The 15,312-nt window shown below is 55.8% G+C and carries 16 protein-coding genes and 1 other RNA gene; 12 read left to right on the top strand and 5 right to left on the bottom strand.

Going from position 1 to position 15,312, the window contains the following annotated elements; genetic code table 11:
• Positions 1 to 23 precede the first annotated feature (23 nt).
• Positions 24 to 386 carry a hypothetical protein gene (locus CJD38_RS05375; RefSeq protein WP_107939291.1) on the top strand — a complete coding sequence of 121 codons (363 nt, stop codon included), beginning with the start codon at positions 24 to 26 and terminating at the stop codon, positions 384 to 386.
• A gap of 231 nt (positions 387 to 617) precedes the next feature.
• Here the strand turns inward: CJD38_RS05375 and ssrA are convergent.
• Positions 618 to 972: a transfer-messenger RNA gene (ssrA, locus tag CJD38_RS05370) on the bottom strand.
• A 67-nt stretch (positions 973 to 1,039) separates the two neighbouring features.
• The gene (gene smpB, locus CJD38_RS05365; protein ID WP_107939290.1) at positions 1,040 to 1,519 is read right to left on the bottom strand and encodes an SsrA-binding protein SmpB; all 480 of its coding nucleotides are present in this window, start codon (positions 1,517 to 1,519) and stop codon (positions 1,040 to 1,042) included.
• A gap of 36 nt (positions 1,520 to 1,555) precedes the next feature.
• Here smpB and CJD38_RS05360 point away from each other — a divergent pair, with 36 nt between their 5' ends.
• From CJD38_RS05360 to CJD38_RS05350, 3 genes are read left to right on the top strand one after another with little or no spacing between them, the layout of a single operon-like run.
• Positions 1,556 to 2,941 (top strand): sodium-dependent transporter, encoded by a 1,386-nt coding sequence (locus tag CJD38_RS05360; RefSeq protein WP_107939289.1) that lies wholly within the window; start codon positions 1,556 to 1,558, stop codon positions 2,939 to 2,941.
• 3 nt (positions 2,942 to 2,944) lie between these two features.
• Complete coding sequence (locus tag CJD38_RS05355) at positions 2,945 to 3,382, top strand: type II toxin-antitoxin system RatA family toxin (RefSeq protein ID WP_107939288.1); 438 nt, start codon at positions 2,945 to 2,947, stop codon at positions 3,380 to 3,382.
• Positions 3,369 to 3,686, top strand: coding sequence for an RnfH family protein (locus CJD38_RS05350; protein WP_206362892.1), 318 nt, complete (start codon positions 3,369 to 3,371; stop codon positions 3,684 to 3,686). The genes CJD38_RS05355 and CJD38_RS05350 overlap by 14 nt, the downstream gene beginning before the upstream one ends.
• On the opposite strand, the gene CJD38_RS05345 is transcribed toward CJD38_RS05350, so the two are convergent.
• On the bottom strand, positions 3,667 to 4,146 hold the full coding sequence (locus tag CJD38_RS05345; RefSeq protein WP_107939287.1) for an outer membrane protein assembly factor BamE: 480 nt from the start codon (positions 4,144 to 4,146) through the stop codon (positions 3,667 to 3,669). The genes CJD38_RS05350 and CJD38_RS05345 overlap by 20 nt on opposite strands.
• A gap of 71 nt (positions 4,147 to 4,217) precedes the next feature.
• On the opposite strand from CJD38_RS05345, the gene fur reads away from it, so the two are divergent.
• Both fur and CJD38_RS05335 read left to right on the top strand, forming a co-directional pair.
• Positions 4,218 to 4,634 (top strand): ferric iron uptake transcriptional regulator, encoded by a 417-nt coding sequence (fur, locus tag CJD38_RS05340; protein ID WP_107939286.1) that lies wholly within the window; start codon positions 4,218 to 4,220, stop codon positions 4,632 to 4,634.
• A gap of 26 nt (positions 4,635 to 4,660) precedes the next feature.
• Positions 4,661 to 5,038: a dermokine domain-containing protein gene (locus CJD38_RS05335; protein ID WP_107939285.1), complete on the top strand. Its 378-nt coding sequence runs from the start codon at positions 4,661 to 4,663 to the stop codon at positions 5,036 to 5,038.
• 138 nt (positions 5,039 to 5,176) lie between these two features.
• Here CJD38_RS05335 and recN read toward each other — a convergent pair whose 3' ends face one another.
• Complete coding sequence (gene recN, locus CJD38_RS05330) at positions 5,177 to 6,859, bottom strand: DNA repair protein RecN (RefSeq protein WP_107939284.1); 1,683 nt, start codon at positions 6,857 to 6,859, stop codon at positions 5,177 to 5,179.
• Between the two features lie 8 nt (positions 6,860 to 6,867).
• Complete coding sequence (locus CJD38_RS05325) at positions 6,868 to 7,752, bottom strand: NAD(+) kinase (protein WP_107939283.1); 885 nt, start codon at positions 7,750 to 7,752, stop codon at positions 6,868 to 6,870.
• Between the two features lie 103 nt (positions 7,753 to 7,855).
• On the opposite strand from CJD38_RS05325, the gene hrcA reads away from it, so the two are divergent.
• The 6 genes from hrcA (at position 7,856) to CJD38_RS05295 (ending at position 15,145) form a co-directional block, all read left to right on the top strand.
• On the top strand, positions 7,856 to 8,893 hold the full coding sequence (gene hrcA / locus CJD38_RS05320) for a heat-inducible transcriptional repressor HrcA (protein ID WP_107939282.1): 1,038 nt from the start codon (positions 7,856 to 7,858) through the stop codon (positions 8,891 to 8,893).
• Between the two features lie 439 nt (positions 8,894 to 9,332).
• Positions 9,333 to 9,878, top strand: a complete 546-nt coding sequence (grpE, locus tag CJD38_RS05315) for a nucleotide exchange factor GrpE (protein ID WP_107939281.1) — start codon at positions 9,333 to 9,335, stop codon at positions 9,876 to 9,878.
• Positions 9,879 to 9,958: 80 nt separating this feature from the next.
• Positions 9,959 to 11,890, top strand: coding sequence for a molecular chaperone DnaK (dnaK, locus tag CJD38_RS05310; RefSeq protein ID WP_107939280.1), 1,932 nt, complete (start codon positions 9,959 to 9,961; stop codon positions 11,888 to 11,890).
• A gap of 72 nt (positions 11,891 to 11,962) precedes the next feature.
• Positions 11,963 to 12,541 (top strand): TMEM175 family protein, encoded by a 579-nt coding sequence (locus CJD38_RS05305; RefSeq protein WP_107939279.1) that lies wholly within the window; start codon positions 11,963 to 11,965, stop codon positions 12,539 to 12,541.
• Entirely contained in the window at positions 12,538 to 13,668 is a 1,131-nt protein-coding gene (gene dnaJ / locus CJD38_RS05300) for a molecular chaperone DnaJ (protein WP_107939278.1), read from the top strand. Before CJD38_RS05305 ends, dnaJ begins: the two co-directional genes overlap by 4 nt.
• A 157-nt stretch (positions 13,669 to 13,825) precedes the next feature.
• Positions 13,826 to 15,145, top strand: a complete 1,320-nt coding sequence (locus CJD38_RS05295) for a sigma 54-interacting transcriptional regulator (RefSeq protein ID WP_107939277.1) — start codon at positions 13,826 to 13,828, stop codon at positions 15,143 to 15,145.
• The last annotated feature ends 167 nt before the right edge of the window (positions 15,146 to 15,312 follow it).

Here is a 15,312-nt window from a genome sequence, read left to right as displayed (position 1 = left end):
GCTTGAATGAGTAGGAGAATTACATGCTGCACGATGCCTTGCCGATATTACTGACCGCACTCGCGAGCAGCGTCATCACGCTGTTGTTGGCTTATGTGCTGTTTCGTTGGCACTGGGAGCCGCAGCTGGATAAGCGACTCGATCAATTGCAGATTGAGTTTGAATCGCGCGTGAAGAGCGGCGTGTACGCGGCGGGGCAAGAATTGCTGCCGGATTTGCGTGAGCAGGTGAAGTTAGGCTTTGTTGATGCGCTTTCGCAGTCGCACACTGCAGGCCTGATGGAAGAAACCGCTAAAGTCGTCAGCGTGGGTAAGGATTTTGGCGCTGGTATTGTTGAGACCGGTCTCAATGCATTGTTCGGACGACCGAAGCCAACCAAGCGCTAGAGCTGTCAGCAGTCGCCACGAATAAAAAAGCCACCTTGCGGTGGCTCATTTGTTTGGTGGAGCCGGGGGGAATGATTCAGCACATCCATGTGCTCCACCCACTCGCTGTACTCGGGGCATCAACGCCATGCGTTGATGTGCCGGTTTGCTCCTGCAAACCGGTGACCCCTGCGGGGTTCAATGACTTTATTCATCACCATAAAAAAACCGCCTTGCGGCGGTGTTTTTAATTGGTGGAGCCGGGGGGAATTGAACCCCCGTCCGATAACCTTCCAACATTCGATCTACATGCGTAGCCCGATTATTATTTTTCGTCGTTAGCTGCCGAATGGGCACGGAACGCTAACGCTTATCTACTTTTTGGATTTAACGCTTTGGCCAGTAGCCCTCCGCTGCGCGATTTGGTAAGAGTCGACGTCTGATTCAGGGGTACCAACACCACCTGGTCAAACGCTCACCGCTTAAGCGGCGAGGGCGTAGTTTGCGTCGTTAGCAACTAGCTTAGTTGCAGAAGAGTTTTACGAGGACCACTGCACCTCGGCATGCACGTCAGCCTTCCAATCACCGTCGAATCCAAGTCGGCCCCGAAAGCGGTTTAAAGCAACATGTACAACGTTAGAGTACCACGAAGCCCTTTGGTTCCGTGATGTGCCTTAGCGATCGTGACGCATCACGCGGGCTTTTTCACGGCCCCAGTCACGATCTTTTTCGGTGGCGCGTTTGTCATGCAGTTTCTTGCCTTTTGCCAAGCCGATCTGAAGCTTGGCGCGGCCATTGCTCCAGTGCATGTCCAGCGGCACTACGGTGTAACCCGCGCGCTCAACTTTGCCGACCAGCTGCGAGAGTTCGCGCTCATGCAGCAGTAATTTGCGCGAACGAGTGGCATCCGGGTTGACGTGCGTAGATGCACTACGCAGCGGCGTAAAGTGCGCGCCAATCAAAAACGCTTCGCGGTTCTTGAGAATCACGTAAGCCTCAGTAATCTGACACTTACCGTCGCGCAGGCTTTTGACTTCCCAGCCCATGAGACAGATACCGGCTTCGTACGTCGCTTCTATGAAGTATTCATAGCGAGCGCGTCGGTTCACGCCGATCAGGCGCGGCGCTTCTTTTTCTTCTTTCTTCTTGCTCATCCGCACATTATAGGTGGCTATGGATAAACTACGTCTATGAATATCCGCGAAAGCAGCTACGGCTACTGGTCCTCCAACCGCGCCTTCCTATGGGTGGCGGGTGGTGCGGCTATGGGTATTGGTAACGTTGCGCGACTGCCTTACCTGATGGGCGAGTACGGCGGCGTGGTCTTTTTGGGCGCTTATCTGATTGCGCTACTGCTGGTCGGGTTGCCGCTGCTGACTACTGAATGGATGCTCGGTCGTTGGATGCGTGACGACCTCGTCAACGGTTTTGCCCGACTTGTTGAGACGGCCAAGGCACAACGTGTTTGGATCGTGATTGGCGCGCTGTCGCTGGTGGGTGCGGCGCTGATTCTGTCTTTCTACAGTGTGGTCGCGGGGTGGAGCGCTGCTTATGTGGCGCGTGTGGCCGGTGGCGTATTGAGCGGTGCTGATGCTGAGCGCGCGCACGCCACGTTCCTACATTTGGCGCAGGATCCCGAGCGCAGCCTGACTTGGCACACGCTGTTTATGGTGGTGACCTGCATCGTTGTTGCGCAAGGCGTGCGTGATGGCATTGAGCAAGCGGCGCGTCGTTTGGTGCCGACCGCATTTATTTTGAGTCTGCTGATCTGCGGCTACGCGCTATTGCACGGCGATGGCAAGGCGGCTTTGGCTTATTTATTGACGCCGGACTTCCACAAATTCGGCTGGCGCGGCGCGGTGGTTGCGCTCAATCAGGCTTTCTTCACGCTGGGTCTGGGCATGGGCGTGATGATGGCAATGGGCAGCTATCTGCCCGCGAGCGCGCCACTCAAGCGCATGGCGCTCACCGTCATCATGATGGACACGATTTACAGCCTCGTTGCCGGCGTTGCGGTGTTTGCGCTGATCTTCAGCGCGAATCTGCAACCAACGCCTGGTTTGGCATTGATCTTTGAAGTGTTGCCACGCGCTTTGCCAGCGGGGCCTGCAGGTACTTTTGTTGGCGTCGCGTTTTTCGTGATGCTACTGACAACGACTTTGATGTCGGCAGTCACGCTGCTGGAACCTGTCGCGCGCTTTATCGTTGACTGGCAACGCACCACGCGCGCATTTGCTGCGGTGTGGAGTGCAGTGATCATTTGGCTGATCGGCATTTTCTCGCTGCTTTGTTTCAGCGTGCTGCAAGACGTGCGCGTGCTCAACCGCAACTTCTTTGAGTGGCTGCAAATTCTGACGTCGAATTGGTTTGCGCCAACGTGCGGCCTGCTGCTGTGCATTTTTGCTTCGCGCATCATGCCGGAAGAAATGTCACGAGCCGCCTTTGGTGAACGTGACGCTTGGCTCTACGGCGCATGGAAATCGATGCTGCGTTATCCGGCTCGTATTTTCTTGATTGTGGTGCTGGTGTATTCAGCAGGATTGCTGGATTGGCTAACGTCACTTTGGGGTTTGTAGTCGATGGCGAAACTCGAACGCTCAGCGCTACTGACTTTCAGCGCTGATGAACTTTACCGGCTCGTTGCGGATATCGAGTCATACCCTCAATTTTTGCCTGGCTGTGTTTCAGCGCGTGTGGAATCCGCAGACGAAACATTGGTGCGCGCGCGTGTGGGTTTCCGTGTGAAAGGTTTGTCAGACAGCTTTGCCACCGAGAACCGGATGGAGCACGGCACGCGCATTCACATGAAATTGCTCGACGGTCCGTTCAAACAACTCAGCGGTGTTTGGGAGTTTCAACCACTCGCTGAGCGCGCCTGCAAAGTCACACTGAAAATTTCTTTGGAATTCGGCAGCCGAATCATGGAAGGCACGTTAGCGCCGCTGATCAACAGCGCCATTGGCAGCGTGATGGATGCGTTCAAGCAGCGTGCTGAAGTCGTCTATGGCAAGTCTTGAAGTGATTGCAGTGGAAGTTGTGTATGCCTTGCCGACTGAGCAACGCATCTTCGCGATCAACTTGCCGCAAGACGCAACCGTGCGCGCAGCAATCGGAAGCAGCGGCGTGCTGGCGCAATATCCGCAGATTAATTTAGCGACGGTGAAGGTTGGTGTATTCGGTCGCATTGTCCCGCTGGATTCAGCGCTGCGAGCCGGTGACCGTGTGGAGATTTACCGCGAGCTCACCGCCGACCCCAAAGTGGTACGGCGGGAGCGTGTTGCGAAGAAGCGGAAACTTGGGCTTAAGGAGCCTGGTTTGTAGGCGTTGAAGGATCGCCCTTTTCCGTTACGCGCTCGTTCTGTGAGCGAGTGTCTTCCATATGTTCTTTCTTCTGCTGATCAATCACAGCCTTCGCATTAGGTGGCTGCATGCCAAGGTTATCGGCGGCGCCACCAGCGATCTGGACGCCTTCCATCTTGTTCAGCTTATTGGCATCAAAATATAGCGTCACCGTACGCTCGCTGACTTCGCCGCGCGGTGATTTGTAGTAACCGATGTAATCCCAGCGGTCTTCTGAGAATGGGCCAGTGGCGACTGCAGTGCCCATCAGGAATTTAACCTGATCGCGCGTCATGCCGACTTGCAGCTGATCCAGCTGCTTCTGATCAATGACATTGCCTTGGCGAGTGGGTAGTTTGTAAACCACACGATTCACCACATTGCTTGCGGTGGCGCAGGCGCCTAGAGAAAGAGCCGCAAACAGAATCAGGAAGGAACGCATGAGTAATGATGGTGATCGTAGCTAAGGGAATGCGATAATACCCAAAATCCACCTCGACATGGGCTTATACCGTGGAATCTTCTGACCTTCGTAACGCTGGCCTCAAAGTCACGCTGCCGCGCCTCAAAATCCTAGAAATGCTGGAGCACAGCCCGACGCGTCACATGTCGGCTGAAGACATCTATAGGCAGTTTTTAGACGGGCAGGACGATATCGGTCTGGCCACTGTTTATCGCGTACTTACGCAGTTTGAGTCCGCTGGCCTTGTCCGCCGTCACCACTTTGAAGGCGGCCATGCCGTATTTGAATTGGAACGTGGCAACCATCATGACCATATGGTCTGCATCAAGTGCGGATTGGTTGTTGAGTTCCAAGACGACGTCATCGAGAAGCGCCAGCACGAAAAAGCCAAGGAACTCGGCTTTAGCCTGCGCGAACACAGCCTGATCATGTACGGCGAGTGCAAAAACTGCCGAAGCGGTAACTAATCCTTCGTTTTAGATAGGAGAACGCCATGTCGATTAAATTTCAGCTTGCTGCTGCTTTGTTAGTGGTCTCATCTGTTGCCTTTGCGGAAGAAACCGCGGGCGAGCAGATCAAAGAGGGTGCGACCGAAGTTGGGCATGGCGTTAAAGATGCCGCCGTCGGTACCGGCCACGCCATCAAGAAAGGCGCAACGGCTATCGGCCACGGTACGCGCGACGTCGCCAAAAAGATTGGTCATGGCACCCGTGATGTCGCCAAGAAAATCGGTCACGGAACGCGTGATGCGGCCAAGACCGTCGGCCACAAGTCTCGCGACGTGGCTAAAGATGTGGGGCACGGCGTTAAAGATGCAGCGACAGACGTCGGTCATGCCACCCGCGATGCCGTTAACGAAGTCAAAGAGTAAATTTGTTCTTAGTGGCTGCGCCTTAAGCGCGGTTCGCGGGCACTCAAATCGCCCCCAATGGCTGATGGCCATTGGGGGTTTGTTTTTTATTATTGATTAATGATCGAAAAGGTGTCGTTTAAGCACGACATCGCCAGTTTAGACTTTCGCGGCGTTCTTCAGCAGTTCTTTCGCGTGACTCAATGCCGCGGCGGTGATTTCTACGCCGCCTTGCATGCGCGCCAATTCTTCCACGCGATCTTTGTCTGCCAGCGGACGTACACGCGTGAAGGTCTGACCGGTTTTAATTTCTTTGCGGATTCCAAAGTGATTGGCACTTTGAGCGGCCACCTGCGCAAGGTGCGTGACGCACAGCACTTGGCGACTGCTGCCGAGTGCGCGCAGTTTCTGGCCGACAATTTCGGCTGTGCCGCCACCGATACCCGCATCGACTTCGTCAAAGATCATCGTTGCCGCGCCGCCGTTCTGGCTGCCGACGACTTGAATCGCCAACGAGACGCGTGAGAGTTCGCCGCCCGATGCAACCTTGGCAAGCGCGCGTGGCGGTTGGCCGGGGTTAGCGGAAAAATCAAAACGAATTTCATCATCGCCATGTGCGCGTGGCTTGTCGCCAGCGTTGTTCTCAATTGCGGCGATGAATTGCGCGTTAGCCATGCCGAGTTGGCGAACGATGGTGGTAACGCCGTCGTTGAATTTCTTTGCAGCTTTAGTACGTTCGTTGCTGAGTTTCTGCGCGGCCGTGCGATACGTCTTCAGTGCAGCATCGCGCTGACTTTCGAGTTCGTTCAAGCGAGTGGCGGCGTGTTCGAGTTCGTCGAGTTCAGTTTTCAGCGACGTTAAACGCTCAGGCAATTCCGCGGCTTTGATGCGGTGCTTGCGTGCGAGTTCGTGAACAGTGGCGAGACGGCGTTCCATCTGCGCGAGCTGATCGGGATCAAGCTCAAGTTTGTCGAGCACGCGACGCAGCGCGTCAGCGGATTCACGTACTTGCGCTTGCGCAGCGTCTGAAAGCGCGAGGGCATCGTTGAAGCCTTCATCAATCGGCGCGAGCGCGCCGAGCAGACTGCTGACTTTGCTGAGCTGGTCATAAAGACTGCTTTCGCCGCCGTACAACAGATCCAGTGCCTGACCACCATCGCCAATCAACTTGCCTGCATTCGCAAGGCGCTTGTGATCGGTTTCGAGTTGTTCGAGTTCGCCTTCTTGCAGATTCAGCGCTTCGAGTTCGCGCAGTTGGAATCGCAGATAGTCGATCTGTGCCGGATCGCGTTCGCCTGCATTGCGAATGCGTTCGATGCTGCGCTCAATCTCAGCATGCGCGCGTGCGGCTTTTGCAACGGCCTCAAGTGCGTTGGTGTAGCTACCAAAATCATCGAGCAGTCGGCGCTGTACGTCACCACGCAACAGCGTTTGGCTTTCACTCTGGCCGAAAATTTCAATCAGCGTTTCGCCTAGCTCACGGAGCTGTCCGGCGTTGACGGCGTTGCCATTCACGAAAGCGCGTGTACGGCCTTCGGCGTAGACGACGCGACGGATCACGCAGAGGTTTTTGTCATCGGCATCGAGCATTTCCTGCTCGCCGAGCCAAGCGTGTGCTTCCGCAGAATCGCTTAAAGAAAATTCGGCGCTGATCTCAGCTTTCTCTTGGCCTACACGCACCAGCGCGCTGTCCGCACGTGTGCCGATCACGAGGCCAATGGCGTCGATCAAAATAGATTTACCCGCGCCGGTTTCGCCGGTGAGCGTGGTAAAGCCCGCAGCAAAATCGAGCTCTAGCTCATCGATGATTGCGAGGTTGCGAATGTTTAGATGTTTAAGCATGTGGCGCGTCAGGCAGGCGCGCGGCCCCAGTGAAGTTTGTTTCTAAGAATATTGAAGTAATTGTAATTCGCCGGATGGATCAAGCGCAGTGATTCTGATGCGCGGCTGATCTCAATCGCATCGCCGGGGTTGATGCTCTCGTTGGTTTGGCCGTCGCAAGTGAACATTGCGCGCGTGCCTTCGCCGCCGCCGAGAATGATGCGAACGGTGCGATCACTGCCAACAACAATAGGACGATCCGACAAGGTGTGCGGGCAAATTGGCACCAGCGCCAGCGCTTGCAGGGAAGGGTGCAGAACTGGGCCGCCGCCAGACAATGCGTAAGCGGTCGAGCCCGTCGGCGTCGACACGATGAAGCCGTCCGCGCGATGCTGGCTGATGAACTCGTTGCCGATCCAGGTCGAGAAATCCAACATGCGAACGGCCGCTTGGTTGCGGATTACGACGTCGTTAATCGCGAGGAAAGGCCCATCAATTGATTGGCCGTCATTGCGTACGATGCGCGCGCTGAGCAGTAAACGATCTTCGTTGACGTAGTCGCCAGCAAAAATCTGCGCCAGCGTTGCTTCCATTTCGTCGGGATTGATATCGACCATAAAGCCGAGACGGCCTTGGTTGATGCCGAGAATGGGCACGCCGGTGTGCGCAAGCGAGCGGGCGGCGGAGAGCAGGCTGCCATCGCCGCCTACTACAACGACGAGATTGCAGCGTGCGCCCAGTTCTTCAACGGTGGCGTAGCGGCAAGACGGGTCATCGATATGGTCAGCGCTGGCCGCATCGACCAGCACCGTGCAGTCGAGTTTGCGCAGTAAAGCAGCGAGTCGAGCCAGTGTCGGGCCGACGCGCGCGTCACGTTTTTTGCCGATGATGCCAACGGTCTGAAAGATGAGCATGGAAGTAACTGCAGGAAGATGCGTATAAAGTAGCGGTTCGCATCGGTCTTGTCGAAAGGAATCGCCCTTTATACGATGTGGCTTGTTACGGTACTGTCATCAAATGTCCAATCCACTCGATCCCCGCGCCGCTGAACTCCTCAAGCTTTTAGTTGAGCGCTATATCCATGACGGCCAGCCCGTCGGCTCCCGCACGCTCTCACGCATGGCCAGCATGGGTGTGTCCGCTGCCACCATCCGCAATGTGATGTCGGATTTGGACGAGCTCGGCTTTGTTGCTTCGCCGCACACTTCCGCCGGCCGCATTCCGACCAATCGCGGTTACCGCTACTTCGTCGACAGCCTGCTCGCGCCCGAATCGCTATCGCAAGATATCTACGCCAGCCTCGCCGACGAACTGCTGCCACGCGATCGCGCCCCCGAGAATCTGGTGCAAGCCGCCAGCACACTGCTCTCATCCGTCTCTCGCATGGCCGGTGTCGTCACCGTGCCGCGCCGCAATCTCGCCGTTCTGCGCCGCATTGATTTTCTGCCGCTGTCCGATCGTCGCGTCCTCGCGATCCTCGTCGTCAATCAACGCGAAGTGCAAAACCGCATCATTAATGTCGATCGCGATTATGGCGCTGACGAGTTAGAGCGTTATGCCAACGCACTGAACGAACGCTATGCCGGTCGCGAGTTGGTAAGCCTGCGCCGCGCACTGCAAGACGACGTCGTCGACGCCCAATCCCGCGTCAATCAAACGCTGCGTGATGCAGCAACGATGGCCGAGCAAGCATTGTCCGGCCACGAGCAGCAACAAGATTACGTTTTGGCCGGCGGTTCAAACTTGCTTGGCTTCCAAGAAATGACCGACGTCTCGCGCCTGCGCAATCTGTTCGACGCGCTGGATCGCAAACAGGATTTGCTGAGCCTCTTCGACCAAACCCTAAATGCCCAAGGCATGCAGATTTTTATTGGCGAAGAGTCAGGCTACAAAGTGCTCGATGAGTGCAGCGTGGTGACTTCGCCTTATTACGTGGACGGGCAGGTCGCTGGCGTACTCGGCGTGATTGGACCTACGCGTATGGCTTATCACCGGATTATTCCGCTTGTGTCGGAGACGGCTAGGTTGCTGTCGGCTGGGTTGAAGGCTGAGTAAGAACCAAATCTGTGAGTGACGTAGCCCGGGTGCAACCCGGGTCTTTTGTAATTGGCGCACATCCCGGGTTTCACCCGGGCTACGTGAAAGTGCGTAGGCTGGGTTGGAGCGTAGCGAAACCCAGCAACAACTCTCGATTTGCGAAATGCTGGGTTTGGCTTCGCGGTAACCCAGCCTACGATCACAGCCATTTCTGCTGCCGACTCGCGCCCCACGCTAACTCCCCGTATCATTCCGCCGCTTTTCGCTGACGCCGTGGGGGCTAAGGGCTTGAAAAGCGACCAGTTGGACCCCAAATGTTGTGTAGTCGTGGCGATTAACCGGTTCGCAGCTGGGTTCTTGCGCGATTTTGTTGTTACTTTTTAATTAATTAAACACTTAATCACAATCTATTCCGCTTTTGGGCGGTATGGGTGTGAAAACGAGCTTGGCTAGAGACATGAGCGACAACATCGAAACCGAAATTATTGAACAGCCTGAAGGCCCTGTTGGCCCTGAAGCTGAGATCGCCGCGCTCAAAGCGCAGCTGGTCGAAGCCGAAGCCAAGGTTGCTGCCGCGCGTGATGCGCAGTTGCGCGGCGCTGCTGAAGCTGAAAACACCCGTCGCCGCCTTGAGCGCGATGCGGACTCCACCCGTAAGTACGCTTCCGAGAAATTACTGGGTGACTTGCTGGCAATCACCGACAGCCTTGAGCTGGGTATCAAGGCGAGCGAAGCACCGGATGCACAGGTGCAAGCATTGGTCGAAGGCATGCAGCTGACTTATCGCCAGTTGATGGCCTTCATGGAAAAGAATGGCGTGCGCACGGTTGATCCGATCGGCGAAGCATTCAACCCAGATGCGCATCAAGCGATGACGATGGTGGAATCGGCCGATGTGGCCCCTAACCACGTGATGGCTGTGATGCAGAAGGGCTACAAGTTGCACGAGCGCTTGCTGCGCCCTGCGATGGTGGTGGTGGCGAAGGCCCCAGCACAGTCCTAGCTCTTGAATTGAGCTAAGGCACCCACAAATAAAGTGTCATCAAGGCAGTACACGTAAACCTAATTTTTTGGAGCAGTACCATGGCAAAGATTATCGGCATCGACCTCGGCACCACCAATAGCTGCGTCGCGATTCTCGACGGCGCAAACACCAAGGTTATTGAAAACGCAGAAGGCGAGCGCACCACGCCTTCAATCGTCGCTTACGCAGACGACGGTCAGATCATTGTCGGCCGCTCGGCTAAGCGCCAGGCTGTCACCAACCCGCACAACACGATCTACGCCGTGAAGCGCCTGATCGGTCGCCGTTTCGAAGACAGCGTTGTGCAGAAAGACATTGGCATGGTGCCTTACAAAATCGTTAAGGCCACCAACGGCGACGCTTGGGTTGAAGCCAAGGGCAAGAAAATGTCAGCGCCGGAAATCTCCGCGCAGATCCTGCTCAAGATGAAGAAGACGGCTGAAGATTATCTCGGCGAGAAAGTGACCGAGGCCGTGATCACCGTGCCTGCTTACTTCAACGACGCCCAGCGTCAGGCGACGAAAGACGCCGGCAAGATTGCTGGCCTCGAAGTGAAGCGCATCATCAACGAACCCACCGCAGCTGCACTCGCATTCGGCATGGACAAGGTCAAGGGCGACCGCAAGATCGCTGTGTATGACCTCGGCGGCGGCACCTTCGACGTTTCGATCATCGAAATTGCAGAAGTCGACGGCGAGCACCAGTTTGAAGTGCTGTCGACCAACGGCGACACCTTCCTTGGTGGCGAAGACTTCGACATGCGCGTGATCGACTACATCGCAACCGAATTCAAGAAAGAATCCGGCATCGACCTCAAGAAAGATGCGCTGGCATTGCAGCGTCTGAAAGAAGCTGCTGAAAAAGCCAAGATCGAACTGTCGTCGACCACGCAGACCGACATCAACCTGCCGTACGTGACGGCAGATGCGAGCGGCCCTAAGCATCTCAACATGAAGCTGACGCGCTCCAAGCTGGAGTCGTTGGTGGAAGACCTCGTCGAGAAAACCCTCGGCCCTTGCCGCACCGCGCTGAAAGACGCAGGCCTCAACGCTTCCGAAATTCAGGAAGTGATCTTGGTCGGCGGTCAGACGCGTATGCCGAAGGTGCAGGACGTTGTTAAAGAACTGTTCGGCCGCGAGCCGCGCAAAGACGTGAACCCGGATGAAGCCGTGGCCGTCGGCGCTGCGATTCAGGGCGCTGTGTTGTCAGGCGATGTGAAAGACGTGTTGTTGCTCGATGTCACGCCGCTGTCGCTGGGTATCGAAACCCTCGGCGGCAAGATGACCAAGCTGATCGAGAAGAACACCACGATCCCGACCCGCAAGAGCGAGACCTTCACCACCGCCGAAGACAACCAAGGCGCAGTGACGGTGCATGTGTTGCAGGGCGAGCGCGAAATCGCGCAGGCCAACAAGTCGCTCGGCAAGTTCGACTTGCAGGACATTCCACCAGCACCACGCGGCGTGCCGCAGGTTGAAGTGACCTTCGACATCGACGCTAACGGTATCTTGAACGTTAGCGCCAAGGACAAGGCCACCGGCAAAACGCAGTCCATCGTTGTTAAGGCCAACTCTGGCCTGAGCGACGAAGAGATCAAGAACATGATCAAGGACGCTGAAGCCAACGCTGAAGAAGACAAGAAGTTCAACGAGCTGATCACGGCCCGCAACCAGGCCGACCAGCTGATCCACGGCACCGAAAAAGCGCTGAAGGATCTGGGCGAAGAAGTACAGGCTGAAGAGAAGACCTCGATCGAAGCCGCTGTGACTGCACTGCGTGATGTAGTGAAGTCCGGTGAAATTGCCGAGATCAACGCCAAGAGCGAAGCACTGGCTCAGGCTTCGGCAAAGTTGATGGAACGCGTCTACGCCAAGAAGGGCGCTGATGCGGCCGGTGGCGAAGCAGGCGGCGCTGAAGCTGGCGCGGCGGCTGGCGGCAAAGACGGCGATGTCGTCGATGCTGAGTTCACTGAAGTCAAAGACAAGCAGTAAGGCTAGCGGTTAGTTCGTAAGACACAGGCGCCCGAATGGGCGCCTGTGTTTTTGTGTAATAAGGGGCTGAGTATGGGCAAAGGGCGGCTAGAAGCATTCAGCGACGGTGTCATCGCCATCATCATCACCATCATGGTGCTGGAGATGAAGGTGCCGCACGCCACGGATCTGGCTGCGCTTGCTGAGTTGGTGCCGGTGTTCCTGAGTTATGTGCTGAGCTTTATCTATGTCGGCATTTACTGGAACAACCATCATCACTTGCTCCACGTTTCGCATCGCGTTGATGGACGTGTGCTGTGGGCCAATTTGCACTTGTTGTTCTGGCTCTCGCTGTTTCCTTTCGCGACGGGTTGGATGGGCGAAAATCATTTTGCAGCGTTACCGACTGCAGCTTACGGCGTCGTACTGCTCGCAGCGTCCATCGCCTTTTTCATTCTCCAGCGCGCAATCATTCGCGTGAATGGTGGCGCTGAATCTGAACTGGCAGGCGCACTTGGCAAGGATTTCGCAGGCAAGATTTCACCAGTTCTATACGCGGCGGCAATCCCGCTCGCTTTCTACAATCAATGGATTTCGGACGCTCTGTACGTCCTGGTGGCGGCCATCTGGTTTATTCCAGACCGTCGCATCGAAAAGGTTATTTCTGCATGAGTAAGCGTGACTATTACGAAGTTCTCGGCGTCAGCAAAGAAGCGGGCGACGATGACCTGAAAAAGGCTTATCGCAAATTGGCGATGAAGTTTCACCCGGACCGTAATCCGGGCGATCACACCGCTGAAGAAAAATTTAAAGAAGCGAACGAAGCCTACGAAGTGCTGACCGACGCTAACAAACGCGCGGTCTATGATCGACACGGTCACGAAGGTATGCAGCGTGGCGGTGGCGGCGGCGGCTTCGGCGATTTTGGTGGCGCTGGTGGTTTTTCCGATTTATTCGGCGATGTGTTCTCCGACATCTTTGGCGGCGGTGGTGGCGGACGCGGTGGTCCTCGTCGCGGCTCTGATCTTCGTTATGTGATGGAGCTGTCGTTGGAGCAAGCGGTGTTCGGTTCTACCGAAAATATCCGTATTCCAACGATGGATGATTGCGGTGATTGCAAAGGTCACGGCACTGCGAACGGCAAGAAGCCGTCCGAGTGTTCAACCTGCCACGGCTCGGGCCAAGTGCGCATGCGTCAAGGGCCGTTCGTGATGCAGCAGTCTTGCCCGCATTGTCGTGGGCGTGGCGTTGTTGTCACCGATCCTTGCAAGACCTGCCGCGGCGCGGGCAAGGTTCGTCGCGAAAAAACTTTGGAAGTGAAAATTCCTGCGGGCGTCGATACAGGCGATCGTATTCGTTTAAGTGGCGAAGGCGAACGTGGTGGCCCCGGCGCGCCAGCCGGTGATCTGTATGTGCAGATCAACGTAAAGCCTCACGAATTCTTTGAGCGCGAAGGTAGCGATCTGTTCTGCACGATTCCAATCTCGCTGGTCACGGCGACCTTGGGCGGTGATCAAGAAGTGCCAACGCTCACCGGCAAAGAGTCGCTGCACATTGGTGAAGGCACGCAGAACGGCAAACAGTTCAAGCTGCGCGGCAAGGGCGTTAAGTCTGTGCGCGGTGGCCCGGTCGGCGATCTAATTTGCACGGTCGTGCTCGAAACGCCGGTGAAGCTCAACAAGCAGCAAAAAGAATTGCTGCGCCAGTTTGGGGAATCGTTGCAAGGCGAGGGCGGTCGTCACACGCCTGAGACTTCATCTTGGCTCAGTAAGGCCAAAAAGTTCTTCGAGAAAGTCTAAGCATCCTCAAAACGCCCCACTAGCTGGGGCGTTTTTTTGGCTCAGAAGCAACTTAAGACCGTATTTCATCCGCGTTTAGTCCGTCGGTCGGTTTTATCTCTAGTGGCGCGTAACGCGGGCCTATCCTTGCTTCGTCAATGCGCACAGGGAGGTCGGCATGTTTTTCAAAGACAACAGAAAACCCGTGGAATCGAGCTGGGGTTCAGAGGCGACGTCAGGTCTCTACCTTCGGGTTTTTGGTGACCGTCTCGTCATGGCCGGCGGCGATGCCGCAGACGCCATCCGCAAATCACTTCCAGAAAGTCGTCGCGTTGATTTTTCTGTGTTGCCTGAAAAGGCCGATGCGATTCGCATCGACAGCGATTTCGTCATGACCATGTTTATCGATCCGGCGCAGCTCGACGGCATCGCCGACAAAGTGCTGCTCGCTCGACAAAACGGCAAGACCGCAACACTCATTATTGCGATCAGCGGCACGCAGCTTGTGAGCCTAGGCAAATGGCTGGATCGACGCGCGTCGGATGGCAAGCTCGGCGGCATCCGTTTGATTCTTGCGCATGACAGCGTTGACGTTGGAGAGCAGCTGAGCAAGCGATTGCAACATCCGACAGAAGCCAACGTGATCCGCATGCCGGTCACGACAGAAATCGAGAACAGTGCATTCAAAAGTTTCTTTGTGTTCAGCCCAGAGTTGCAGGCGCTGGTCGCACGTATTCGCGGCTTTGCACTCAACGGTGTCACCCGCGCTTGCTTGCTCGGTGGCCCCGGCAGCGGCAAAACCACACTGGCGTATTACTACTATTTGGTACGCGATAAAGGTCGCTTTGTTTCGATCAACCTTTCTGCTGAAAACACCGGCGATAAGTCAGCGATTAAATCTTTGCTCTGCGGCCATGTATCTGGCGCATTCCCTGGCGCGGGCGCTCGTACCGGCGCATTTACGCACGCACGTGATGGCGTAACGTTCCTCGATGAAAGCCACGGCGTTAAAGGCGCGGTGATGGAAGTGCTGATGGAAGCGCTCGATAACGGTCAGTACTTGCCGTTTGGTGCTTCGGCTAAACAGCAACTGGATTGCGCGCTGCTGTTTGCCAGCAACCGCAGTTGGGAACATTTACAGAACGCCGTGAATCTCGATGAGTTCACGCGCATGGGTGCGGCGATTTTGCAGGTGCCGGAACTTGCCAAGCGCGAAGAGGACATGATTGCTGTCGTTGCAACCGCACTGGCGCGTCTCGGTTCCAAGTGCACAACGTGGACTGCACCTACCGGCTTGAGCCGCGAAGCTTGGGCACGTATTCGTGACTGCCGCTGGCACGGCAATATCCGCGGATTGATTCGAGTGTTGGAGTCGGCCTTCGTCGACACCACCACCGGCAGTGGCTCAAGCCTGATTCAGGCTCATGAAGTCGAGCAGGGCATCGAGCTCTGGGAGCCTAAGAGTCACCACAGTCACCAGATTTATGCGACGAACTAGTTTTGGCGATATCGCCGAGCTAATTTGATTGTGAAAAAGTATTAGCTTTTAAAATTATAGGAATAGATTTGGAAACAGTATATTGATGTAAAGCGGCAATCACGGACAGTGAAATATAGTTTTCACCTACGCTGTTTTTACTCTTACATCACGTAAAGGACGATGCT

The sequence above is a fragment of the Stenotrophobium rhamnosiphilum genome (genome assembly GCF_003052265.1).
Taxonomy (GTDB): domain Bacteria; phylum Pseudomonadota; class Gammaproteobacteria; order Nevskiales; family Nevskiaceae; genus Stenotrophobium; species Stenotrophobium rhamnosiphilum.
The sequence above is the reverse complement of the archived record's forward strand: the minus strand, read 5'-3'. Positions and strand labels throughout refer to the sequence as shown.